Annotated in this window: 20 protein-coding genes and 1 riboswitch; of the genes, 3 read left to right on the top strand and 17 right to left on the bottom strand. The window is 45.8% G+C overall.

Annotation, left to right across the window (positions count from 1 at the left end; genetic code table 11):
* Positions 1–235 precede the first annotated feature (235 nt).
* Both KJS52_RS24540 and KJS52_RS24535 read left to right on the top strand, forming a co-directional pair.
* A complete protein-coding gene (locus tag KJS52_RS24540) occupies positions 236–2,074 on the top strand; it encodes a sensor histidine kinase (protein WP_213519928.1) in 1,839 nt (612 codons plus the stop codon).
* A gap of 2 nt (positions 2,075–2,076) precedes the next feature.
* Complete coding sequence (locus tag KJS52_RS24535) at positions 2,077–3,648, top strand: response regulator transcription factor (RefSeq protein ID WP_213519927.1); 1,572 nt, start codon at positions 2,077–2,079, stop codon at positions 3,646–3,648.
* Positions 3,649–3,989: 341 nt separating this feature from the next.
* On the opposite strand, the gene thiC is transcribed toward KJS52_RS24535, so the two are convergent.
* The 16 genes from thiC to KJS52_RS24460 all read right to left on the bottom strand — a co-directional run bounded on the left by thiC (position 3,990) and on the right by KJS52_RS24460 (position 22,090).
* On the bottom strand, positions 3,990–5,753 hold the full coding sequence (thiC, locus tag KJS52_RS24530; RefSeq protein WP_213519926.1) for a phosphomethylpyrimidine synthase ThiC: 1,764 nt from the start codon (positions 5,751–5,753) through the stop codon (positions 3,990–3,992).
* Positions 5,754–5,888: 135 nt separating this feature from the next.
* Positions 5,889–5,997: riboswitch (TPP riboswitch) on the bottom strand.
* 48 nt (positions 5,998–6,045) lie between these two features.
* Positions 6,046–6,279 carry a glycoside hydrolase family 30 beta sandwich domain-containing protein gene (locus KJS52_RS27570; protein WP_246563920.1) on the bottom strand — a complete coding sequence of 78 codons (234 nt, stop codon included), beginning with the start codon at positions 6,277–6,279 and terminating at the stop codon, positions 6,046–6,048.
* Positions 6,227–6,451, bottom strand: coding sequence for a hypothetical protein (locus KJS52_RS27565; protein WP_246563918.1), 225 nt, complete (start codon positions 6,449–6,451; stop codon positions 6,227–6,229). The genes KJS52_RS27570 and KJS52_RS27565 overlap by 53 nt, the downstream gene beginning before the upstream one ends.
* Before the next feature lie 59 nt (positions 6,452–6,510).
* Positions 6,511–7,623 carry a UDP-galactopyranose mutase gene (gene glf / locus KJS52_RS24520; protein ID WP_213519925.1) on the bottom strand — a complete coding sequence of 371 codons (1,113 nt, stop codon included), beginning with the start codon at positions 7,621–7,623 and terminating at the stop codon, positions 6,511–6,513.
* A gap of 14 nt (positions 7,624–7,637) precedes the next feature.
* A complete protein-coding gene (locus KJS52_RS24515) occupies positions 7,638–8,654 on the bottom strand; it encodes a glycosyltransferase family 2 protein (protein WP_213519924.1) in 1,017 nt (338 codons plus the stop codon).
* A 147-nt stretch (positions 8,655–8,801) separates the two neighbouring features.
* A complete protein-coding gene (locus KJS52_RS24510) occupies positions 8,802–11,501 on the bottom strand; it encodes a beta-glucosidase (protein WP_213519923.1) in 2,700 nt (899 codons plus the stop codon).
* Positions 11,502–11,565: 64 nt separating this feature from the next.
* Positions 11,566–12,180 (bottom strand): GtrA family protein, encoded by a 615-nt coding sequence (locus KJS52_RS24505; protein ID WP_213519922.1) that lies wholly within the window; start codon positions 12,178–12,180, stop codon positions 11,566–11,568.
* Positions 12,181–12,191: 11 nt separating this feature from the next.
* The gene (locus KJS52_RS24500) at positions 12,192–14,612 is read right to left on the bottom strand and encodes a glycoside hydrolase family 3 C-terminal domain-containing protein (RefSeq protein WP_213519921.1); all 2,421 of its coding nucleotides are present in this window, start codon (positions 14,610–14,612) and stop codon (positions 12,192–12,194) included.
* 436 nt (positions 14,613–15,048) lie between these two features.
* A complete protein-coding gene (locus KJS52_RS24495; protein WP_213519920.1) occupies positions 15,049–16,344 on the bottom strand; it encodes a DUF6080 domain-containing protein in 1,296 nt (431 codons plus the stop codon).
* Between the two features lie 431 nt (positions 16,345–16,775).
* Positions 16,776–17,078 carry an EamA family transporter gene (locus tag KJS52_RS24490; RefSeq protein WP_213519919.1) on the bottom strand — a complete coding sequence of 101 codons (303 nt, stop codon included), beginning with the start codon at positions 17,076–17,078 and terminating at the stop codon, positions 16,776–16,778.
* Between the two features lie 4 nt (positions 17,079–17,082).
* Positions 17,083–17,412, bottom strand: a complete 330-nt coding sequence (locus KJS52_RS24485) for an EamA family transporter (RefSeq protein ID WP_213519918.1) — start codon at positions 17,410–17,412, stop codon at positions 17,083–17,085.
* Positions 17,400–18,038 carry an HAD family hydrolase gene (locus tag KJS52_RS24480; RefSeq protein WP_213519917.1) on the bottom strand — a complete coding sequence of 213 codons (639 nt, stop codon included), beginning with the start codon at positions 18,036–18,038 and terminating at the stop codon, positions 17,400–17,402. The genes KJS52_RS24485 and KJS52_RS24480 overlap by 13 nt, the downstream gene beginning before the upstream one ends.
* A 33-nt stretch (positions 18,039–18,071) precedes the next feature.
* Positions 18,072–18,965, bottom strand: coding sequence for a decaprenyl-phosphate phosphoribosyltransferase (locus KJS52_RS24475; RefSeq protein ID WP_213519945.1), 894 nt, complete (start codon positions 18,963–18,965; stop codon positions 18,072–18,074).
* 168 nt (positions 18,966–19,133) lie between these two features.
* Positions 19,134–20,453 (bottom strand): ATP-binding protein, encoded by a 1,320-nt coding sequence (locus tag KJS52_RS24470; RefSeq protein ID WP_213519916.1) that lies wholly within the window; start codon positions 20,451–20,453, stop codon positions 19,134–19,136.
* Positions 20,450–21,160: a LytR/AlgR family response regulator transcription factor gene (locus tag KJS52_RS24465; protein ID WP_213519915.1), complete on the bottom strand. Its 711-nt coding sequence runs from the start codon at positions 21,158–21,160 to the stop codon at positions 20,450–20,452. The genes KJS52_RS24470 and KJS52_RS24465 overlap by 4 nt, the downstream gene beginning before the upstream one ends.
* Positions 21,161–21,328: 168 nt before the next feature.
* Entirely contained in the window at positions 21,329–22,090 is a 762-nt protein-coding gene (locus KJS52_RS24460; protein WP_213519914.1) for an aminoglycoside phosphotransferase family protein, read from the bottom strand.
* A 208-nt stretch (positions 22,091–22,298) separates the two neighbouring features.
* Between KJS52_RS24460 and KJS52_RS24455 the strand changes: the two genes are divergently transcribed.
* A complete protein-coding gene (locus tag KJS52_RS24455; RefSeq protein ID WP_213519913.1) occupies positions 22,299–22,748 on the top strand; it encodes a flavodoxin in 450 nt (149 codons plus the stop codon).
* A 688-nt stretch (positions 22,749–23,436) separates the two neighbouring features.
* Here KJS52_RS24455 and KJS52_RS24450 read toward each other — a convergent pair.
* Positions 23,437–23,874: an Hsp20/alpha crystallin family protein gene (locus KJS52_RS24450; protein WP_213519912.1), complete on the bottom strand. Its 438-nt coding sequence runs from the start codon at positions 23,872–23,874 to the stop codon at positions 23,437–23,439.
* Positions 23,875–23,955 lie beyond the last annotated feature (81 nt).

Here is a 23,955-nt window from a genome sequence, read left to right as displayed (position 1 = left end):
GTCGACGGCGAATCTTGAACGCTAGCGATTAGTGGTGCTTCCGAAGTATGTTTCCTGCGCAAACATTTGAGGTGCTCACGTAGCTCTATTCTACGCTGCGCTCCTTGTTTGCCTTTATGTTTACCGGTCATCGCGATGATGGCCGGTATTGCTTGCTTTACGTATTTATATCATTATAGAAGCGCCTGCCGGCCAGTAATATATGGTATATTACAGAGGTAGGGAGGTTATGGATATGAAGCATCTGCTTACGAAGATGAGAAAGATTTACCGCAATTCACGTATCTCTCAAAAGCTGTTTCTCGCCTTTAGCATTATGATAGCAGTCCCTGCCATCATCGTCTCCTTCATATTCATACGAACTCAGGAAACGTATTTGTATAAAGATGCTATGGCCAATGGAAGCAGCCATGTGACGAGACTGGATGAACAGCTGCGCAGTAGAATGGATATTATTGAAAGCGTTTCCTCGATTGTGATGACGCAAAAGTCATTTATTGATTTTATCCATTCGAATATGACCGGCGATGGCCTGCGTCTCGTAAAATTCAGGCAAAACCAATTTGAGCAGATGCATAATATTATTCAAAGCAATAAAATGATTAGCCAGCTCAGCTTCTACGTCGATAACCCGAACCTGTATGAAATTTGGCCGGAAATCTACCATTACGACGAGTTTTGGCCGCAGGACTACTGGATTCCGCTGCGCGAGGAAGGCGGCTCTGCCTACCGGATTTTTGCCTTCAAGGACGGGGATCATACGCTCTCCTACTACCGCTTGGTGCGCCTCCAGGGGCAGCAGCAGAAGCACCCGAGCATTATGGAAATTCGTGTAGAGCATCATGAATTTTTCAGCGAGCTGCTGGAGGAAAGCGAAGGCGACTTCTTTTCCGTTGTTATGGACAGAAGCAATCCTGCTCGTTATGTATACAATCCGCAGCACGCCTTTTCCCAGCATGCGGGTGAGGAGCTGGATAGCATACTTGGCAGCATTTATGAGCAATTGGATGTGCTGGAGCAGCAAAGCCCTATTACGGTAAAGGTCGGCGATAATATGTATTACGCGCTATACCGTTATATCGCGCCGCTAAATGCTTATGTGGTGGACATTGCCTCCCATCAAGAGCTGATGAAAGGTCCTCGCAGCTGGTACCTGCTCGTTATAGCCATTGCCTGCTGCGTACTGCTCATGATGATGCTGCTCGTATCGCATACGACTCGCCGCATATTCCGTCGTTTGGACAGCGTGCTGGCCTCGATGCGCAAGGTGCGGAAAGGACAGCTGGACGCCAAGATTGATACCGGGCTGGATGAGCACGAAAGTGGAGATGAAATCGACGAGGTTGCGATCAGCTACAACAAAATGCTCGATGAGCTTAAGCGGCTAATGACACAGGTTGTAGATAAGCAGCTGATTGCCAAAAACGCGCAGCTCCACTCGCTTCATTCGCAAATTAATTCGCACTTTTTGTATAACGCGCTGGAGTCCATCCGGATGCGAGCAGAGGTTGAGCGCCAGCCCGCTATTGCCAATGCGCTAGTGTCATTAGGTTCACTGCTGCGCTATAGCATGAAATGGCGCAGCGATACGGTAGCCTTGAGCGAGGAGCTCGCCAATATTCAAAGCTATATCGAATTTATCAACTTTATGGAAAGCACAAGCTTTATATTGACGGCGGATTTGCCGCAAGAGGTGCTGCGCTATTCCATCCCTAAAATGTGCATGCAGCCGATTGTTGAAAATGTTGTGCATCATGCCGCTCCTCTCGGCGGCAGCGTAAATATCCAACTTACTGTATGGGTCGAGCAGGATAGCCAGCTGCTCATCGAAATTAGGGATGATGGCGCTGGAGTCGATCCGCAGACGCTGGCCAGCTTGCAGGCAGCACTGCGAGATGAGTCGGATACGCCAATTGTCGCCAGCAAAAATGGGCTTGGTCTGGAAAATGTGCATAAGCGGCTGCAGCTTCACTATGGCAAAGGCTGCGGCCTGTCGATTGATAGCGTGCAGGGCGATTATACCTGCGTAACGATACGCTTGCCTTGGGAAAATGTGAATCTTGGGGGATGGTAAATATGATCAACATTTTAATTGTAGATGATCAAAAGCATATTCGCGATGGGCTGCAGGCAATGCTGAGCCAATTTCCGCTAAAGCTTGATGCTATTTATTGCGCAGCCAACGGGATTGAAGCGCTGCAGCTTATGCGTCAAACCAGCATTCAGCTGGTCATTACCGATATCAAGATGCCCGATATGGACGGCTTGGCGTTGATGGAGCATACGAAGGAAGAACGGATTAAAGTAGATTACCTGATCATTAGCGGCTATAGCGATTTTGCCTATGCACAAAAAGCGATCTCGCTTGGCGCAAAGGGCTACCTGCTTAAGCCTGTTAAGCGCGATGATTTGCAAGCTTCGGTAGAGCATGTGCTGCAGGAGGTTAAAACGCGGCAAACACTTTGGCGCAATATGAAGCATTTGTCGCGCCGCGTTAAGGAAACGGACCGCAAGGAGCTAAGCATGTACATGCAGGGCGCTGCAAATGACGAGGCGTGGATACATCAAACGGAGCAGCTTAACCCCAAGCTGTGGCGCAGCTATCGCCTTTGCCTGCTGCGGGAGCAGCTGCGAATTAATCAGCCAGGTGCCAGCAGTGCTAATGCGATGGAATCGATCGCCTACAGCGTTTACGGCAAGCGCGGCTTTATATGTTTGCAGCAACGCCCACACTTGATTTTTGCGGTTGATGCTGCTGTAGATCCAAGCGCTCTGCCAGCAGCGCTTAAGGCAAGGCAGATCGATGCGGTTACAGTGATGAGCGAGCCGCAGCAAGGTTTAAAAGCGTTGCCGCTCAGCTACAATCAGTTGATAGAGCTGTATCACCACAGCTATCTGTTTCCGGAAAAGAGCTGTATTCTACCCCTGCAAATTACGGGACTGGAGCAGCAATGGCAGCTGCCCTATGAGGATTTGTATGCGCTGTTTCAATTAGTCGGCGCTAAAAACAGCAGCAAAATAACCGAGCGCATTTCTATGCTTTTTCATCGCGATGTGCTGCAGCGCTATCATATTCGCTACACTCAGCAGCTGTGCCGCGCCGTGGTGCAGATGCTGGAGGAATATGAGCGAGTGATTCGTCCCTACATGGGAGAGGAAGCGCTCGATATTGATTGTTTGCGCAATCTTTTCGACTATCCGAGCATCCGTGATTACATTCAGGCGTTGCAGCAGCAGCTACTACGGCTCAACCAGTTCTACTATGAATTTAAATGCAGCTATCGCAACTCGCAGGATTTGAATGAAGCGATCCGCTTTATTTACGAAAACTACCATAAGCCGCTTGATCTGGCGATGGTATCGAACCATGTGTCCTTGAACTACACCTATTTTTCAAATTTGTTTAAGAAAAACATCGGCAAAGGCTTTGCTGAGTATTTGCGTGATGTACGTCTTGACAAAGCTCGGCGGCTGCTGGCCGAAACCGAGCATAAAATCGTCGAGGTAGCGGCAATGGTCGGCTATGAAAGCTATAAAAGCTTTACGCGGGCATTTCGCGATGTAATGGGCATGCAGCCGACAGAATATCGGCAAATGATGCGGCAAAAGGTGAAAATGGAAGAGCAATATCATGATGCAGCGCTTTAAGAGCTGGTTATTGCCGTATATCGAAGCACCATTTGGAGAATTAAAGAATCTGGGTAACGTTAAATGATTAGATTGGAGTCAATCGGATATCTAAGGAATATGTAGAACGTTAAGGGGCGGAAAACTGCTTTATTTACAGTGAATCCGCCCAATAAGACGCTGTACATTCATTAGAATGAAGAAAGGCTGCATATATTACACATAACGTTACCCAGTTTCCTTAGCGACTAACCTGCCCTTTAATAGCCCTTATCCAGCCCTTATCCAGCCCTTATCCAGCCGTTCTACCTATCACTTCTCGGGCATCCCCGTTGCAGGATATAAGCAGCAGTAGTCAACAATTAGCGGTAAATCCGGCTGCCGCCTGCTTTAAATTGCTGCGCTTTTTCCTTCATTCCCTCTTCTATTTGCTGCTTTTCATAAGCCTGCTCACGAATTTCATGACTAATTTTCATGCTGCAAAATTTAGGTCCGCACATGGAACAAAAATGAGCTGTCTTGGCTCCTTCAGCTGGCAGTGTCTCATCATGGTATTCCATCGCTCGTTCCGGATCAAGCGATAGATTAAATTGGTCGCGCCAGCGGAACTCAAAGCGAGCCTTCGATAGAGCATTATCCCGAACTTGCGCGCGTGGATGCCCTTTGGCTAAATCTGCTGCGTGAGCTGCAATTTTATAAGCGATAATTCCATTTCGCACATCCTCTTTATTCGGCAGTCCAAGATGCTCTTTCGGAGTGACATAACAAAGCATGGAGGTTCCAAACCAACCAATCATCGCTGCTCCAATAGCTGAAGTGATATGATCATAGCCAGGTGCAATATCTGTCGTTAAAGGACCTAAGGTGTAAAAAGGAGCCTCATGGCAAATTTCCAGCTGCAAATCCATGTTCTCTTTAATTTTATGCATAGGCACATGACCAGGTCCTTCAATCATCACCTGAACATCATGCTTCCAGGCCAGTTTGGTTAACTCGCCTAACGTTTTCAATTCTGCAAATTGTGCTTCGTCATTGGCATCCGCAATCGATCCCGGGCGAAGTCCGTCTCCTAAAGAGAAGGCTACATCGTAGGTTTTCATAATTTCACAGATTTCCTCGAAATGAGTGTAGAGGAAGTTTTCCTCGTGATGAGCCAGGCACCATGCCGCAAGAATCGACCCGCCTCGAGAGACGATCCCCGTCACCCGATTGCTCGTAAGCGGAACGTAACGAAGCAGAACTCCTGCATGGATAGTAAAATAGTCCACTCCTTGTTCTGCTTGCTCGATCAGCGTATCACGATAAACCTCCCATGTTAAATCCTCAGCCACTCCGTTGACCTTTTCCAAGGCCTGATAAATAGGTACGGTGCCTACCGGAACTGGTGAATTGCGTATAATCCACTCGCGAGTAGTATGAATGTTCTTGCCAGTGGAGAGATCCATAATCGTATCCGCTCCCCAGCGTATCGCCCATGTCATCTTTTCAACTTCCTCTGAAATAGAGGAGGTTACGGCAGAATTGCCAATATTCGCATTGATCTTAACATGAAAATTTCGTCCGATAATCATCGGCTCGCTCTCTGGGTGATTAATATTGGAAGGAATGATCGCCCGCCCTTCTGCTACTTCCTTGCGGACAAATTCTGGACTTACGCCTTCTCGAATCGCAATAAACTCCATTTCCGGAGTAATGATCCCTTTGCGGGCATAGTGTAATTGTGTCACATTTTTCATGTTTTTCGCTCTTAGCGGCTTGCGAACTGCTCCGGGAAAAACCTGTTGCTTAACCTGTGCTTGACCTTTGATTCCATTATCCTCAGGTTTAATCTCTCTTCCCTCATATTCCTCAACATCGCCACGCTCCAGGATCCACTGCCTGCGAAGCTGAGGAAGACCATTATGAATATCCACCACAAAAGCGGGGTCCGTATATAAGCCGCTCGTATCATAGACAGAAACGGGCTCATTCACTGCTGTTCCTGCTGGCCCTGTAGTTTCGCTTAATTGAATTTCGCGCATTGGAACTCGAAGGTCGGGTCTGGAGCCCTCGACATAGACTTTCTTGCTGTTGGGAAATGGCTGGATGGTAGGAATGAATACAGTAGACTCTAAAGATTTGGACATAAAAAAACCTCCTGTTTATTCAGAAATAAAAGATTATTTCGAACCTTTACGGAGGCAGGGGAAAGATGCTTATCACTATAAAAGCCGCATAAAACATGTGGCTTTAAAGGCATAAGCGTCTAATGCTATATCAATATAAAAGCATTTCTATCCCTCCGCTGGCATTATCCAGTTCAGGTTCAACGGTCGATAACAGATTAGTTATCCTCTCAGCCTGGTTCCCCAAGCTCCCGATCTTGCAAATTGAAGTGCAAGCTAATATTAGCATAAGAACAAATGGTTGACAATACGCCTATAGCAAATGAACGGTTACAGCGCTTTTAGCTGCCATATGCAGCTTTAGCTGCTCGCGCCCTGGCAGCTCGATCGCAATATCACGGGCTTGCTCACTGTCGTTGAAGGCTATGACCGCGATTGATTGATCGACATTGCGCAGCGCGACTGCACGGATCGCCTCGTCGGCAGCTTCAGTTTCAAGCCTTACCGCCTTGGGCCGCACGCATTTGCTGAAAATGAGCAAGCGCATAGTAATCGAGCGTATACTGGAATTGCTTGCTTTGCTGCTCTACCTTCAATAGTCCGCGGCATGTGCTTGTGCCAAAGCCGGGCACAAACGGGCCGTTGTTTTCATCAAGCGCCATATTCCACAGCACAAAGCTTTTGCTATAGTTGCGAATGATTTCGATGCCAGTGCGCATCACGTAATAAAAAATAAAGAAGAAGGCAGCATTATCGCGCCTTCTTCTTTATCCCGTGATTAGTTTTCACGCAAAACCTTGCTTGCTCTGCTTAGCGCAGCGGCGATTACTTTATCCATATCATAATACCTGTATTCGCCAAGCCGCCCGCCAAATATAACGTTGCGCTCGGCATCAGCCAATTGCTTGTACTGAGCATACAGCTTGCTGTTATGCGCATCATTTACCGGATAGTAGGGCTCGTCCCCCTGCTTCCATTCTGCACTGTATTCTCGAGTGATGATCGTTTGCGGCTGTGTGCCAAACTCAAAATGCTTATGCTCAATGATGCGCGTATATGGCGTGTCCAGATCGGTATAGTTGACGACCGCATTGCCCTGATAATTGTTCGTTTCGAGCAGCTGAGACTCAAAGGTTAAGCTGCGATAAGCAAGCACGCCATATTGATAATTAAAATAGGCATCGACCGGCCCTGTATATACAACGTGCTCAGCTCGACTGTCCCAATATGCTTTGTCGGCAAGATAATCGGTTTCCAGCTGCACGTCGATTCCTTCGATCATCTTGTCCACCATCGCCGTATAGCCGCCTATCGGAATGCCTTGATACGGATCGTTGAAATAATTGTTGTCATAGGTGAAGCGCACCGGCAATCGGCGAATAATAAAAGCAGGCAGCTCGCGGCAGGATCGTCCCCACTGCTTTTCGGTATAGCCGCGAATTAATTTCTCATAAATATCGAGCCCGACCAAATTAATCGCCTGCTCCTCCAAATTGCGCGGCTTCTCTACATAGCTGTCTCTGCGCTGCTGCTCAATTTTTTGCTTCGCTTGCTCCGGTGTCGTGACTCCCCACATTTTGTTAAAGGTATTCATATTAAACGGCAAATTGTACAGCTCGCCCTTATAGTTGGCAAGCGGACTGTTCGTAAAACGGTTAAACTCTGCAAACTGATTGACGTACTGCCATACCTTCTTGCTGCTCGTATGAAAAATATGCGCGCCATATCGATGAACCTCGATACCCGCCACCTTTTCTGTATAGACATTGCCGCCAATATGATTACGCTTGTCGATAATGAGGCAGGTTTTACCGGCCTTACTCGCTTCATGTGCGAATACAGCTCCGTAAAGTCCTGCTCCGACGATAAGGAAATCGTAGGTTTTATGCATAGCTAGCCTCCAAGTTAGTTAAAGCCGACGACCTTTTGCGTAATTTTATATACACCTACCGAAATGCTGCGCCCGATGCGCCCTGGCAGGCTTAGCAGCTGTCCCATCATCCCGTAGCGCAGATGATGATACAGCTCCATATCGTACTCCTTAATAAAACGCCAAAATGCTTGCTTCTTCTGCAAATTTTCCTTTGAGCCAGAGCGTATGAGCAAAATCGTCGAAATCATGGTCACGATTTCCAAATGATTAAACAAATATTGGCGCAGCTTGCCGCTTCTGATGCTCTCCAGATCAATCTGCTCAATCATCAGCTTGTTCACTTTCAGCTGCTGATCGATTCGATTAATCATAACCTTCTCATTAACCGATTGATCGCAGCGTCCAATAAAATATCTATAGAAATCAACGTTCAGATAGTAAATGCTTTTTACATAAGGCAGCGGTGTTGTAACGTAAAGATTATCAACATAAAACGTATGCTTGGGCAGCTCAAGTCCGCATTCCCGCAGCAGCGCTGTCCGGTAAATAAGCGAGTGCATCATCAAGTATTGACCTTTGCGAAAACGGCCAATCTCGTCCCATGTAAACCACTTATTTTCTGGCAATACGTTTTCATATTTCATTACTTTTTTATACTTCGCGCCTTCTTTTTCATAAACAAAATTGCTGACTAGCAAATCAACAGGCTGCTGCTCCAGCGCAAATCGTTCCAATGCAGCAAGCACCTTCATATAGGCTCTAATATCCACCCAGTCGTCGCTGTCCACAACCTTTATATATAAACCGCTCGCATGTCGAAGCCCCGCGTTGACCGCCGCGCCATGCCCGCCATTAGCTTGATGAATAGCCTTGATTATAGCTGGATATTTAGCAGCGTAATCATCCGCAATATCCGCCGTTTTGTCGCTTGAACCATCATTTACTATCAGTATTTCAACGTTTTCCCCGCCAGGCAATACCGACTCGATGCACGCCTTCATATAATCTTGTGAGTTATAGCAAGGAATGACGACTGATAATAGCTTCATGTTCACACAACCTTTACTTATTCTGTCTCTTTATCATTAACGAGTGTAGTATAGCATATTTGCTCTAAGGCCACTTCCTCTAATATTCACCAACTTAAAACTAGCGGCGCTCCAGCAAGGAGCACCGCTTAATCAATATCATTACAATTATTCTGTTACTTTCCAAGAGCGAGAAACGGCAAACAGCACATTTTTACTCGCTTGGTACAAGCTCTTCGTTGCCCCGATTTTGGTGGTTGGATCTTGTGCAGCTGCCAGCATTACTTTGTTCTGGTTATCGCCGCCCTGCCATACTGCCATAACATCCAGCGTTACATCGCCGCCTGCATAAATCATTTTTACAGGATCCATATGCGGATACATATTAGCATCAGTCAACACAAGACCTTCAAAGCCCCACTCGTTGCGCAGCACCTCGGTCAGCAAGCCTTTATGTGCGCCTGCCCAGTTCAAGCCGATAAAGTTGAACGAGGACATTACGCCAAGGCTGCCGCCTTCCTTAACTGCCAGCTCAAACGGCTTCAAATAAATTTCACGAATCGCCTGCTCATTGGACCATACGAAAAATTGCATGCGAGCATTTTTCTCTTTATCGTTAACAGCGAAATGTTTAATGTAGGTAATAACTCCTTTTTCGCGCGCTGCTTTTACGACCTGCGCTGCTATTTTCCCTGAAAGCACTCCATCCTCGCTATAGTATTCAAAGTTTCTGCCGTTAAATGGTGTGCGATGAATATTCATAGCAGGGGAATACCAGCCATTATAGCCAAATGCTTGTGCTTCCTGTCCAATGCTTGTTCCCATCAAATAAGCTGCATCCTGGTTCCACGTTGCAGCCAACACACTTGGCGCTGCATAGGTAACACCGACACCTTCTGTTCCCATAATTGGACCAGAGTAAATGTTGGAGGCGATCGCCATAGAGCCGTCCGGCTGCAACGTTTTCGGTACGCCCAAGCGTTCAATTTCCAGCAGCTGATAAGCGCCCATGCCGGCGATGTTAGCCATTTCCTCCAGCGTTAATTGCGACAAAAACTCATCCCAGCGCGGATCGTTATACGGTACATCCTTCATATCCGCCAGCTTAATCGTTTGCGCCAATGTTTTGCCGTATTCAGGCAAATCAGCCTCGCTATACCCCAATTCCGAATCTGTCGGCACTTTGGCTGTCAATGCATCAAGCACTTCCTGGCTAGCCGTAAAGTCTGCTTGCTGAGGTCCGGTAAAAGCACGGCTTTCCGGGTTCCAAGCTCGAGTCAAATAATCATCAACGGATAAGGCATCCTCAAATTGATTCGTTGCTGTTTGTTTATCTGTAGAGCGTTTGCCGTCATTTTCCTCATTATAAATAATGTCATCCTGAACCTTGTAAATTTCAGAGTCGAGCTTATCATGAGCATTTTCCATTAGCATCAGCTCATAATCGCCTGCTTCCAGCACATATGCCTTATGATTCTTATAGTCGTAAGAAGCCAAATCTTCAGCGCTAAACGATAATGAATAGTAATCCGTTTGGCCTGGCTCAATCATATTTGTTTTCTTGAACGTCACCAAATTTACAGCTGCTTTTTCAATGGCTCCAGTATACGGAGGGTTAGAGTAAATTTGAATAACATCTTTACCCGCTACATCACCTGTATTTTCAACGGAAACGCGCAATGTAATCGTTCCGTTCTCTTCTTTCATCTCGACAATATCCTTCTTGAATGTCGTGTAGCTAAGACCATGACCGAATGGGAACAGCACTTCCTCATCATACTTGTAGCTACTGTCCGTTACATGTCTTGTTTCATAATATTTGTAACCTACATAAATCCCTTCTGCATAATGGCTGAAATATCCGGAATCCCCTTCAATATTCGTATATTTGTTGGAATCCGCTGTCATTACACCATTGCTATCCAAGGCATTGTAGTTTTTCGCCGCTGGATTGTTCATCAGATCAGCCGGCCATGTATCTACTAAACGACCGGACGGATTTACTGTACCATTTAATATTTTTGCCAACGATTTTGTTCCTGTCTCGCCCGGATAGCTGATCCAGATTACACTTTTAATCGCTGGGTAGTCTTCAAGGAAATCAAGCTGCATCACGTTTGCAGAGTTAATGATTACTACGACATTTTCAAAGTTTTTCGCGACAACATCGAGCATTGCTTCTTCATCCGCACTCAACGATAACTGAGCTGGCGTTAAGTCAGTGTCTTCACCTCCGCCTCTTCCCAGTACAACAAGTGCAGTGTCAGAGAACGCTTTCGCCTGTTCCAACAATGTTGTGCCATCGCCGTAGAGCGTGTTGTCTTTATAAGCGGTAGCCGGTACTTCAGGCAATGCCAGATTTGTCGTTTCTCCTAAAATTTCTGAATCACTGCGATTTTTTGGAGCAGCTGTTTCTTTAATCGATACTTTACCGCTTTTATAGAAATTATAATGCAAATAGAGCAAATCCTGGTTTAATTCAAAATTGCCCACATCACGCAGTGCATCTTCCAGCTTAACCGCTTTCGTCACATCAGTTGCTGTCGAGCCACCAGAGTTGAATAACGTAACAACTGATCGTGTTCCGAATATGTTGAGCTTTGTTTTATTGTCTGCCGATGTTGCTAGTGGCAGGAAGTTATCTTTGTTTTGCATTAATACAAAGCCTTCATCGGTAATTTTTTCAATGGTTTCTGTCGCAGTCGTATAGGAAAGCTTCTGCTCCTCTGTATCCGGCTTAAACTTGGCCAGCAGCCAATTGCCCGCATTCGTCACAACAAATGCGTAATAAAGCACACCTACAATAATGACAATCAGTGCGCCCAGCGCAATTAGCCAGTTTCTTTTTTTCTTGCTCATCGAACTCATTAAAATATCCCCTTTCTAGTGCTGTAAGTTTGTCTCAGTTATGGGTCTCTCTCTATTTATCCATTTAGATTTCCTGTTGTTCAGGCTTCTCTTTAAATATGAGTTTAAATATTGGGAAAAACACCCAGAAAGAAATTGCGCTATTAATAATCATCGTAATAATATCCGCTGTTGTTTCTCCAGCGCTACCCATCCCCCATGTATTCATTAGCAAATTATAAATCGGAGCTTTATACAGTCCTTGTGCCGCGGCTGCTCCAAGTGAAATGATGATATACGCAATAACATACCAAAAAGCGGCCCGCCAAATATTGCTGTTTGATTTGAAGGTAATATTTCTTTGCAGGAAAAAATTAATAATTTGTGCAATACCGATTGAAATTTGCACCGCAAGAAAGTAAGCAAGTCCGCCTCCGCCACCAGCAGACAAAGCGCCAGCTGCGTAGTCAAAAACATAGTACGAGCTTCCGTCAAAGTTGTGACCAAGCTGCAATACCTGAAAGCTTGTATCGACAAGCGAGGTTTTACCCAGCAGCGACTTGAACAACGGCATAATAACGATTTGCAGCACTGTTACGCCATTGCTTAGCAGAAAGAACATAAGAAATTGAGCAATGTTCGGATGTTTTTCCGTGTAGCTATTCCATAAGCCGATAAGTCCTCTTGATTGTTGTTTCATAGCTGCTCTCCTTATTTTGATTTCGCTGTCTGCTTAAGCTTTTTTCTTTCCTTCAGCAGATGACGCAATCCTTTAAAGAAGCTGCCGTTAACCATCATCAGCATGCCATCCAGCATTGGCATATTCATGATACCGCCAGTCATCCTGGCAATGCCTCTAAACGGCATATGGTAAACCGACATCATAATTAAATTAGCAGTGCTTCTTTTTCCGATCTTGTGCAAAAACCAATGCGAAAAAGTAATCGCATGAAAAGCAAATCTGGCAACCCAACCTTTGGCGTATTGACATTGCGCGATTGTATCATTGTAGCCAAGTGGCTGTGTGCGATCCCATTTAGCGTTAGGTACCGGGCGTCCAAGTAGTTGCTCAAACTCAGATTGTGAAACTTTGCTTGCATTCCCGGAATAATAGGAAGGAAGCATGGCTTGTTCATATGGCAACGGCGCATCGCTGCCAGCGACATGCAGCATGCCTTGCAAACGAATATCTGCGCTTGAAGCGCCAATCATAATTTGGTAGTCTGCATCCTCCACTTCCCAGCGATTCGACTTGACGTTAAAGTATCGGAAGGTTTTATCATCGAACGGAATATGAAGCGTTTTGCTTTCGCCAGCGCGTAAAAATATTTTGCTAAAGCCTTTCAGCTCTTTTTTGGCGCGGAATATGCTTGTCGAAGCACAGCCGACATATAGCTGGGCAATCTCCATACCATCGCGTGCACCGCTGTTTGTAATCGTAAACATTGCTCCCGATTCATCGATTGTTAAATTAGAATAATCGAAGGTAGTATAGCTTAAGCCATAACCGAACGGATAAAGTACATTAACATTGGCAGTGTCATAGTAGCGATAGCCAATAAACAACGCTTCACGATACTCTACGCTAACCTCCTTGCCAGGAAAATGGCTTGCTGCCGGTGTGTCATTATAGTGCAGCGGATAGGTTTCAGCTAATTTGCCTGATGGATTTATCTCTCCTGTCAGTACGCGCAAAATCGCTGCCGCCCCTGCCTGACCGCTTAAATAGCCGTGCAGCAAACCTTTCACTTGATGAATCCACGGCATTTCAATTGCCGCACCACATGACAATACAGCAACGATATTCGGGTTAACCTGATAAAGCGCTTCAAGCAATGCAATCTGATTTTCCGGAAGCCGCATATTTTGCCGATCCAGTCCCTCCGCCTCTGTAGCCTCATCAAGCCCGATAAAGAGCAGTACAACATCGGCTTGCTTGGCAAGCGCGCAAGCTTTATCTATTTTGGATCTGCTTTTTTTGCCATAACGCTCAAAGCCTGGTTCATAGCCGATACTGTTAAGACCGAATTTCTCGAGCGATTGCAGCGTATTATCAAGCATAGTCGGATTGACAATCGATGATCCGGCTCCTTGGTAGCGCGGCTGCATGGCGAAATCACCGATAATCGCAAGCTTGCTTGCCGGGTTGAGCGGTAGAATACCACCTTCATTTTTCAACAAAACAATCGATTCTTCCGCAGCCCGCTGAGCCGCAGCATGATGCTCTTGGGCATCAATAATCGGCTTATGCTCACTGGAAAATGCTTGCTCTGTTGTAAAGATCAAATGCAAAAGCCGATCTACGCATTGATCAAGCACATCTTCATCCAGCTTGCCGCTCTTCACTGCCTGAACGATTTCAGCATTGGTTTCGCCTGCAGTAGTAGGCATTTCGAGCTCATTTCCGGCAATCAGTCCAGCTACCCGGTCATTGCTGCCTCCCCAATCGGTTACGACAACGCCGTCAAAGCCCCATTCCTTGCGCAAAATATCCTGCATCAAATGCAGGTTCTCATTGGTATACGCTCCGTTCAGCCTATTATAGGAGGACATCACCGTAAGCGGCTTGCCTTCATTGATCGCGATTTCAAAGGCTGTCAAATAAATCTCCCGCAATGTTCGTTCATCGACAATGGTATCAATCGACATGCGCCGCTCCTCTTGATTGTTAGCGGCAAAATGTTTGACACAGGCCGACACGCCATGCGCTTGAATGCCTCGAATATAGCCGGCAGCCATTTTCCCTGCAAGATAAGGGTCTTCGCTAAAGTATTCAAAATTTCTGCCGCATAGCGGATCGCGCTTCATGTTAATGCCTGGTCCAAGCAGTACATTCAGCCTTTGCGCAACAGCTTCCTTGCCCAAATAATGGCCGATTTTTTCACCCAGCTCCACATTCCAGCTATTCGCTACCGTTGCAGCGGTAGGAAAGCAGGTTGCCGGAAGGCTTGGATTGAGGCCAAGATGATCTGCCGCCGCCGCTTGCTTGCGAATGCCATGCGGTCCGTCAGCAAGAAAAATACTACTGATTCCCAAGCGTTCTATCTCTTGTGTTTGCCAGAAATCTTTGCCTGACATTAAAGATGCTTTTTCTTCTAATGTCATTTGCTCAATAAGGTCTCTATATTTCATACTTATCTCCACTTAATCCACTTAGTTTGAAATAAAGCTGCCAGCCGTTGCAACTGATAAGTGCAGCAGCGCTGCTTTATCCCTGTTTAGTTTTTGCTGCTTTGCCTCCTGCTGTTCCATTTCATAGAAGCAGCGCTGGCTCATTGCTCTGAAAATAAAGCGCATTCATTTCACCTCTAGCTTGCACTACACCTTATCGTTCCTGTCACCGCTCTCATCATCTTTGCTGCTCCCTTCAAATTTCATACCGCAATTCTAGCATTTAATTTTTGCAGCAAAGGCATCAACGCATAAACTGTATTTATTTTTGCATGAACTGTAATACGGCATACAAAAATAGCGTGCGGACAGCCAACTGTATGCTGACTGCTCGCACGCTAGGGCGCACTCATAATTATGGGGAATGCTCAAAAGCCTATTTTAGATGTCATTCACTTTATTTTACAGAAGCTTGCTCCAACTGCTCATACGATTGCTTGATCGTGCTCAACGCTTCTCCATGACGATAGATATTGTTACCGGCCATGATGAGCACGCACAAAGCGAGCAGGCCTATTGCAATTTGTTTGACTAGTCCTTTGCGAAGTTTGATTACAAACCCACCAGCCAGCAAGAAAAACGCAAATAGATAATGACCCGCATACAGATACATGTCATACTCAAATACCGCCAGGCCGAAGCCAACGACGATATGCAGCAAAAAGGCAAACAGAATATACGGAATCAGCGTCCATGTTTCCCGCTCACGAATACCGAATATGAAGCCTAGCAGCGCCAGCAGTACAATAAATAGCCCCGGTAGCTGCGTGTAAAGCGGATTGGGAACGGCTAAATCGGTTACAATAGCGACCATGTTCGGGTTCAGCATATGAACCTGCGGAGTAAGCATCGGATTGATGACCAGCAGATTTAACGCCGCCTGATGCGCAGCAAACCTGAATGGCGCGGCATAGCCCAATCCACCATTCTGAATCCCAAGCAGCCAATTGCTAACCCAGCTGCGTTCAAATACGAAAAATTGGATAACGGTTAATAAGGCGATTAAGACAGCAGCCAAGGCCGCTATCCCAAAAAGCTTTTTCCAGCCTTCTCGATTGCGCCATGCCTGCATGTTAAAAAACAATCCAGCGGCAAAAGGTGCAATGTTGGTCGACGTCAAGCCAAAATTAACGGTTGTGAGCAACGCATTGGGCATATAGCGCACTTCATTCCGCTCGCGTGCATATTGCATGTACACGACAGAGAGCAATATGACAAACTGCGCATACGGATAGGAGTCCGGAATAAATGCCGTAAATATTAGGTACGAGCTAAAACCGAACAATAGCGTCATTAGTAGTGGAACGGTCAGCTCTCTAGTCTTGCGGCTAAGAAATAAAAAAACGAGCACAACCGATCCTGCATTTAAGAATGACTGCAACACGAGGAAAAACCAGTTGCCTCCCAGCAGCTTCGCTCCTGCCCCCAACACTGCTGTCACATAAGAGATCAGCGGGTGAATAATCGATGCATTGCCTGTACCATAATACATCGAAGGGTCAAAGTTAAACAGGTTCAGCGGAAACTCCTGCGTATTAAAGGGGCTGTGTGGCCCAATAACCGTTGCATGTTCAGCAATGTAAATCAAATACTGAGCATTCATCAAGCCATAGAAGACAGCAAACCCAACAAACAAAAAGAGCACCACTCGATTAATTTTGCGATCGGCAAACAAATAGTTCAGAAAATTCATCATTCCACATCCTGTTTTTCGTCTTCAAAAATGGTTTAAAAAAGCTGGGCTTTCAGGTCCAAGAAGATGGCACGATACTAGAAGGCGAGGAGCGCAGCGTAGGCAAATAGCTACGTGAGCACCTCCAATGTTTTCGCAGAAAACATACATCGGAAGCATCCTCTTTCGGTAGCGTGACATATTCGCCGTCGATTACGCTACAGAGAAGCGCATCGTCATCAAAGCCCAGCTTTTTAAACCTCCCCTTCAAATAAGAGTTTAAAAAGCTGGGCTTTCAGGTCCAAGAAGATGGCACGATACTAGAAGGCGAGGAGCGCAGCGTAGGCCAATAGCTACGTAAGCACCGGAGCCTTCGGTAGCGTGACATATTCGCCGTCGATTACGCTACAACGCGAAGCATCGTCATCAAAGTCCAGCTTTTTTAACTTCCCCTAAAATACTAGAAAAAATAGTCCTCCCATAATGCACACTACCCCCACCCAACGCAGCCTTCCTACCTTTTCCTTAAACACCCACTTCGCAAGAAGAAGCGTCCACACATAGGTTAAGGCGTTGGCGGGAAGGACAACTGTCAACGGCAGAAATTTCAGCAGCGCAATATTTAGCAGCGCTCCTACTCCGTAAAAGCCGAGTCCAAACAGGATGTGCAGCCGTTTGCGGCTTGAAGCATACGCCTTCAGCCCCGCGCCTCCCAGCGCCCCGCACAGCGTCATCGCTATCAGTACGATTATCATCCAGCTATCGATCCACACTGGTCAACGTCACCCCAATTCCAAGCAGCGCAACGGCAGCCAGCTTCTGAAGCGTGATCACTTCACCAAGTAAAAAATATCCGTACATGAGCGCAAATATATAGCTTGCGCACATTAACGGATATGCGACGGACAGCTTTTCCAGCGCAAAAGCCTTGATCATTAAAATTGCGCCCAAGCCATAGCATAGAAACCCAACGCCCAGATACACCCACTGATCTAGTCCCCATTTCCAAAACAGCTGTCCTGTAGCAGTCAGAAAGGCTGAAAGCAGCATCAATATTTTGCCCCTGTGACGCTCCGTTATTTCCCCCATGATAGCTCCTCCATCTGCGGCACGCGTCTGTTAATGAAATAGCGCTGTGCAACCAGCATCATTACAGGTAGATCGGAAAGGGAATCCGAATAGGCACATGACTGATCAAAATCAATAACCATGCTCCGTTCCTGCAAATAAGCCTGGATGCGACGTACCTTCTCCTCTCCTTTGCAGTTCATGCCTTCTATTTTGCAAGTATACCCGTTCCCATTTGCATGACGGACAAGCTCCGTTCCAATGACATCATCCACATAGGGCAATGTTGCGAAATATTTCATGTACGCATGAGGAGACGCCGTAACCAGCAATACATGATACCCCTCTTGCTTGCGCTTCTCCATCTCTGTGATGGCCTCGGCAAACACTGCTGTTTGCAGGCGACTATTATAGAAATGCTCCAGATCCTGCTCTGACATACACTCAATGCCTTTAAAATAAGAGCGCTTGACCCGCTCTACGCTCATAAACCCTGCCTTAAACAGCAACGTATGAGCAGCAATAACGGGCAGCCACCACGTTAAACCGGGATAGCGACGAGTTGTGTAGCGGACAAATTGAAACATAGAATCGTTGCGAATTATCGTTTTGTCAATATCAAAGATCGCTAATTTCGTGCTTTTCAACCTTGGTCCTCCTTGCTTCTGTCGACAAAGCAATCATTCAAATACAGTAAAAATTACAATGACACTAATAACATATAAAACGACGGTAATTAAGATAGGCTTGTCCTCTAACAGAACCCGATCCGGCGAACCGCCCTGGTTTTTCATATGAATGAGATATAGATAGCGGAACATCCCATAAATAACGAACGGAATCGTCCACATCAAATGTACAGTGCGATCAGACGTAAAGGTAAACAACGAATAGCTAATAATCGTTGCCGTTGTCACGATTGTATTGAGCTGATCCAGCAGCGCAATCGAATAATGATCGAGCACTTTACGATGCGAGCCTGTATTCCCTTCAAGCAGAGTAAGCTCATGACGGCGTTTGCCGATAGCAAGAAATAAAGACAGCAGCAGGGTGCAAATCAGAAACCATGGCGTAAAAGGCACATGAATCAGCACGCCGCCCGCAATTGCGCGCAGCACAAATCCTGCGGCAATGCTCATTACATCGAGAATAACCACATGCTTAAGTACAAACGAATACGATACGTTCAAACAAAAATAAACAATGCACAACGCGCCAAATAACGGATTCAGAACAAAAGCCATAAGCACAGATAGTAGCAGCAATCCGATACCAAATAGAAGCGCATGCATTGGATTTACTTTTCCCGACGCAATCGGGCGATGTTTTTTGACGGGATGTTGCCGATCCCGCTCGCGATCAATATAGTCGTTTAAGATGTAGACACAGCCTGCAACCAGACTGAATAAAATAAAACCAGCTATCGTTGCGATAATCGTTTCTGTCCGAATTTCCTCAAAGGAAAACAGCAACGCGGCAAACAGCAGCAAATTTTTCGTCCATTGCTTCGGACGCAGCAGCCGCAGCAAGCTAACAACAGAACTGCCCGTTATGACAGTCTGCGAGAGTGAGATGTCAGTACGTGGTGTTGGCACTTCTAATAAACCCCTTCCAAGGATGCATTTTTACTAACCTTTATAAATAACGTGAATACCCAATTATAAGTTGCCAGGCTAGTATTTGGAAGAGTAAATTTTATGAAATTTATTGGAATAATCATGTATTGTTCGCATGTTCTGCTGTTAATTAACGCTTGTATGCTTCATTGGAATTAATACTTTTAGCTCGAACCAGTTATCCTGCTGCCCAATGCTGACTACTCCGCCATATTTTTCTACGGAATAGCGAATGCTTTTCAAGCCGTAGCCGTGATTAAAGGGATCCGGCTTTGTTGTAACCGGCAAGTCGCCGTTTAGCTCCAGCTCGCCCTCAAAATAATTTTCAAAGCGAATCATAATAAAGCCCTTTTGCGCAAAGACCGACACATGGATCAACCGTTTTTCCGTTTCCTCAATCCGCTGCTCATATTCGATCGCGTTGTCGAGCGCATTGCCAAAAATCGTACAAATGTCGATTACATCGATATCATTGAGCAAGCTGCCGTCCGCCACACAGGTAAGCGTAATCCCGTTTTTAATGCAATACATATTTTTGCTGGCAAGCAGCGTGTCGAGCACATGATTGCCTGTCTTGTTCTGCGCTTCAAAAAATTTAATTTCGTCCTCCATTTTTTTCAAATAGGCATTGCGTTTTTCCGTGTCTTCTTCAGCACGCAGCGCGATGATCTGATTTTTCAAGTCGTGGTATTTATAGTTGATCAGCTCAATGCTTTCCTTCGATTGCTGATACTGCGAATATTGATGCTGCAAAATGTTTTGCACCGCCTTCAGCTCATGGCGAATGCGCAGCTCATTCAGCTGAATATGGTAGGCATATAAAATCGCAAAGCCTCCGAGATCAACGAGCGTACGAATATTTAAAATTTCCTGCGCATATTGTCCGCTGAATGGCGTTTGCGTGCTGACAAAGCTTAAATTGCTAATGCCAAATACAGCAGCACCGATCGTTACAGTAGACCATAGCTCGCGCGGCTTAATATTCAGCTTGCCGTCCTCTGGAATATGACGCTTTTCCAGCAGCCAAATAATCGCGAACGCAGCGCCGTATATGAGCAGCAAGAGCATTGTTTCCTGCCAAACCGGAGCCGGGTTGCCCTGCCAAATAAACACATGCACCTGCCACTCCAGTGATGCAATGTACTCGGCTGCGACAAACGCCCTTACGCTAAAATATCCCGCTTCCTGCACGCTAATATTGCAGCTTGTGTATATAAAATAGAACATGATGCCGATCGCGACAATCATGCAAGGAATCCAAAAATAAATAGGCAAATCCTCCGTCAGCAAGAGAAACAGCGACTGGACGATGAGAAAGCCGCCGGAAAACGCAAGTAAGCCCCAGCCCTTCAGCTGTTTTTTCAGCGGTAAAATGTAAACGATGCAGGCGAGCCATTCTGCAAGCGCCGTGTATAGACGAGGAATATCTGGAAGCACGCTGTTCATTTAATAACCTCTCCCCAATATGTCGATAATGCCTCCATAAATGCTTTGCGCTTGGGGCGACTGATCAGCAGCTCCTTGCCTTTAACAATTGCAAAAATATCGTTCATTCCTTCCACATGCTCCAGGTTAATAAAGTATCCTTTATTGCCGCGGAAAAAATGATAGCCCGCAAGCTGCTCCTCAAGCTCCTTCATCGTGCCCGACGTTTCAATCTCTCCTAATTTCGTAGCAAAAATTAGTTTATGCCCTTGACTTTCAATGTAGTAAATATCTGAAATTTGAAATCGTTTTACTCCACCCTTGACCTTGATCGTAATGTAATGCTCTTCCCGTCTTTTCATCCGTTCAATCGCACGATTCAAGCGCTGTGAAAACTGAAAATACGAAATCGGCTTTAAAATATAGTCAAGCGCGTCTACCGCATAGCCTTTAATCGCATACTGCGCCATATTGGTAATAAACATAATGACAACTTCGGAGTCCATTTTTCTAATTTCTTCTGCTGCTGACATGCCGTCCATAAAGCGCATTTGCACATCCATCAAAATAATATCAAATTGTGCCTTGTAATCCTCAACGAATTCATCTCCATCCACATAGGTTGTGATTTCGATATGCTCGCCGAGCTCTTGCTCAAATTTTTTTAGAAACTCCACCAATTGATCCTTATAGTGAGCTTCGTCCTCTACAATTGCGATCCGAATCATTCATTCTCCCTCCTAAAAAGGAATAGCCAGATGCAACATGATTATATCAGCCTGATGCTTAACTTGCCAGCGCAAGGAATTTACCGGGATGCTGCGAATTACGATTTAAAAAGCGACTGGAGGATGCTTTGCTCTGCAGCGAGATTAAACCCTTTGTCATTTTTTAAGCTAAATCCAATGCTTTACAATATCAAGCAGTCGTACTGCTTCCTCTGGCGAATGATGTTCTGCTAATCTTGCCCCGGCTACAATGGCTGCCCACTGAAAAATTTCCTCTCGTGTCAGCTTGCTTTTGCCGCAATATAGCTGTACGTAAAGCTCCGCCATTTGTACAGAATGTCCCGCAATTAGCAAATACGTGCGGTATACATCAGCCCGCAAATCCCCTGCCGTTGCATCTACCCAATCAATAATCGTCACCTGCTGATCAGCGAGCAGCATATTGTGTGGATGCAAATCACCATGGCAAATGACCTTGCGATATTTCATACGCTGAAGCTGATCCAGCAGTGTTTCCTTTACCTTATCTTCCAGTAACGTCGCGCGATGCAGCTGATTAGTCAGCTTCTCATCCATCAACTCCAGCGGTTCACCGTCTATTTGATGCAGCAGAAGCTGCTGCTCAACAAAAATTTCGAAATACTGTTCGACATGGGCAAGACTTGATTCATTTTCAAGTATTAGCTCACCAAGCGGTTTACCTTCGGCATAGCTCATAACTAGCGCCGGTTGGCTTTCAACAGTAGTAATTTCCCATATTTCTGGCACAGCTAATCCCTTTGCATGCACGATTTGTTGCTTTCCTCCCTCATAGCTCGCCACATCAGCAGGCAGATACGAATGAAACAGCTTGACGATTCCTTCCTTATAACGATAAATATGTGCGGTATTGCCGATTGCAATAGGCTTGCCTAATTGTTTAAGCTGCATAAATATCCCCATTTCCGTCCTGTTTTCTTTACTGTAAATGAATACCTGCGTATTTGCTAGCTAATTTGTAAGTGGTCAAGCAGATGGGATTGAAAAGTTGTCGGGAACTCGTTATTATTAAACTATGTTGTGATAATGATTATCAATATCAAGTTGCGTTTGAATACAAAAAAAGTTTTACAGATAAATATAGAGGGAGGCTGGAGGTATGTCCAAAATTATAATCGTATACGCAAGCTTGACAGGCAATACCGAGGAAATGTCGGAGGCGATTGAAAAAGGCGTACAGGAAGCTGGTATAGAGGTCGTCAGAAAGGAAGCGTACGATGCCAGCGCAGAGGAGCTTTTGCAGTATGACGGCATTATACTGGGCGCTTATACCTGGGGTGATGGAGAGCTGCCTGACGAGCTGCTTGATTTCTATGAGGAAATGTGTGAGCTAAGCTTAAGTGGCAAAAAGGCTGCTGTGTTTGGTTCTGGAGATACATCATATGCAAACTACTGCGGCGCAGTTGATTTGCTAGAGCAAAAGCTGCAGGAGCTTGGCGCTGAAATTGTTCATGAAAGCTTGAAGTTTGAATATAATGCTTCGGATGAGGAGCTAAAAGTAGGCAAATCAATTGGCCACAAAATAGCAAACCTTTTAGAGGAGGTTTAAAAATTGGACTTTGATGACGATGTGACTTCTCTGTAGCGTAGTCGACGGCGAATATGTCACGCTACCGAAAGTTCCGGTGCTCTCGTAGCTTGTGCCTACGCTGTGCTCCTCACTTTCTACTAGCGTCCAAGCTTCTTGGTCCTGAAAGTCCAATTTTTAAACTCTTATTGGAAGGGGAGGTTTAAAAACTGGACTTTGATGACGATGGATGCTTCGCAGCTTAGTCGGCGGCGAATCTTGAACGCTAGCGAAGGCTGATGCTTCCGATGTATGTTTTCTGCGAAAACACTGGAGGTGCTCACGTAGCTTGTTGCCTACGCTGCGCTCCTCACTTTCTAGTATCGTGCCATCTTCTTGGTCCTGAAAGCCCAAATTTTAAACTCTTATTGGAAGGGGAGGTTTAAAAACTGGACTTTGATGACGATCCGGTTGCGTTGTAGCTTAGTCGGCGGCGAATCTTGAACGCTAGCGAAGGCTGATGCTTCCGATGTATGTTTTCTGCGAAAACATTGGAGGTGCTCACGTAGCTTGTGCCTACGCTGTGCTCCTCACTTTCTACTAGCGTCCAAGCTTCTTGGTTTGCACTTAAAAAGCGACTGGAGGATGCTTTGCTCCGCAGCTTCAAAAGCCCCATTGGGAATGCGTCGCTCATTTCCAATGGGGCTTGTTTTTCGTTAAATATGCACTTTTAATGGAATTGCACATCTATATTCCGTTTATGATCAGAGGCAAGCTTCGGCATTCTTATTTCCAACACTCCATTTCTATAGGTGGCGGTAATGCCTTCATGCGCAACCGGGCCAGGCAATAGAACCGAGCGTTGAAAACGGCCGACGAAACGCTCCTGTCGATGCATATGCTCTTCCTTCACTTCATTGGAACGCTTCATTACACCACTAATCGTTAAATATTGATTGTCAATTTGAATGCTCACATCTTCCTTGCTTTCCAATCCAGGCAAATCGCATGTCGCTATAATTTCGCGCTCATTCTCATGAACATCTACACGCATGCTGCCAAAATGCTGCTCATGATGAAAGGAAAACGGTAAATCATGAAATAAGCTATCGATTTCTCTTCTAAAGTTACTCAACTGACGAAACGGATCATACGGCACTAACGCCATTTTCATAACCTCCTCATGCTGCTTTTCGACTCGACCATGCTGCCCTGCTGCTAAGATACGCCGGGCAAGCTATGGTGTGAT

The sequence above is a fragment of the Paenibacillus montaniterrae genome, assembly GCF_018403185.1.
GTDB lineage: Bacteria > Bacillota > Bacilli > Paenibacillales > Paenibacillaceae > Pristimantibacillus > Pristimantibacillus montaniterrae.
The sequence above is the reverse complement of the archived record's forward strand: the minus strand, read 5'-3'. Positions and strand labels throughout refer to the sequence as shown.

What these genes read in the sequence shown, in the direction of transcription:
- KJS52_RS24540 (WP_213519928.1), top strand. Translation starts at nt 236, where the DNA reads ATGAAGCATCTGCTTACGAAGATGAGAAAGATTTACCGCAATTCACGT.
- KJS52_RS24535 (WP_213519927.1), top strand. Translation starts at nt 2,077, where the DNA reads ATGATCAACATTTTAATTGTAGATGATCAAAAGCATATTCGCGATGGG.
- thiC (WP_213519926.1), bottom strand. Translation starts at nt 5,753, where the DNA reads ATGTCCAAATCTTTAGAGTCTACTGTATTCATTCCTACCATCCAGCCA.
- KJS52_RS27570 (WP_246563920.1), bottom strand. Translation starts at nt 6,279, where the DNA reads ATGCGCTTGCTCATTTTCAGCAAATGCGTGCGGCCCAAGGCGGTAAGG.
- KJS52_RS27565 (WP_246563918.1), bottom strand. Translation starts at nt 6,451, where the DNA reads ATGCGCACTGGCATCGAAATCATTCGCAACTATAGCAAAAGCTTTGTG.
- glf (WP_213519925.1), bottom strand. Translation starts at nt 7,623, where the DNA reads ATGCATAAAACCTACGATTTCCTTATCGTCGGAGCAGGACTTTACGGA.
- KJS52_RS24515 (WP_213519924.1), bottom strand. Translation starts at nt 8,654, where the DNA reads ATGAAGCTATTATCAGTCGTCATTCCTTGCTATAACTCACAAGATTAT.
- KJS52_RS24510 (WP_213519923.1), bottom strand. Translation starts at nt 11,501, where the DNA reads ATGAGTTCGATGAGCAAGAAAAAAAGAAACTGGCTAATTGCGCTGGGC.
- KJS52_RS24505 (WP_213519922.1), bottom strand. Translation starts at nt 12,180, where the DNA reads ATGAAACAACAATCAAGAGGACTTATCGGCTTATGGAATAGCTACACG.
- KJS52_RS24500 (WP_213519921.1), bottom strand. Translation starts at nt 14,612, where the DNA reads ATGAAATATAGAGACCTTATTGAGCAAATGACATTAGAAGAAAAAGCA.
- KJS52_RS24495 (WP_213519920.1), bottom strand. Translation starts at nt 16,344, where the DNA reads ATGAATTTTCTGAACTATTTGTTTGCCGATCGCAAAATTAATCGAGTG.
- KJS52_RS24490 (WP_213519919.1), bottom strand. Translation starts at nt 17,078, where the DNA reads ATGATAATCGTACTGATAGCGATGACGCTGTGCGGGGCGCTGGGAGGC.
- KJS52_RS24485 (WP_213519918.1), bottom strand. Translation starts at nt 17,412, where the DNA reads ATGGGGGAAATAACGGAGCGTCACAGGGGCAAAATATTGATGCTGCTT.
- KJS52_RS24470 (WP_213519916.1), bottom strand. Translation starts at nt 20,453, where the DNA reads ATGAACAGCGTGCTTCCAGATATTCCTCGTCTATACACGGCGCTTGCA.
- KJS52_RS24465 (WP_213519915.1), bottom strand. Translation starts at nt 21,160, where the DNA reads ATGATTCGGATCGCAATTGTAGAGGACGAAGCTCACTATAAGGATCAA.
- KJS52_RS24460 (WP_213519914.1), bottom strand. Translation starts at nt 22,090, where the DNA reads ATGCAGCTTAAACAATTAGGCAAGCCTATTGCAATCGGCAATACCGCA.
- KJS52_RS24455 (WP_213519913.1), top strand. Translation starts at nt 22,299, where the DNA reads ATGTCCAAAATTATAATCGTATACGCAAGCTTGACAGGCAATACCGAG.
- KJS52_RS24450 (WP_213519912.1), bottom strand. Translation starts at nt 23,874, where the DNA reads ATGGCGTTAGTGCCGTATGATCCGTTTCGTCAGTTGAGTAACTTTAGA.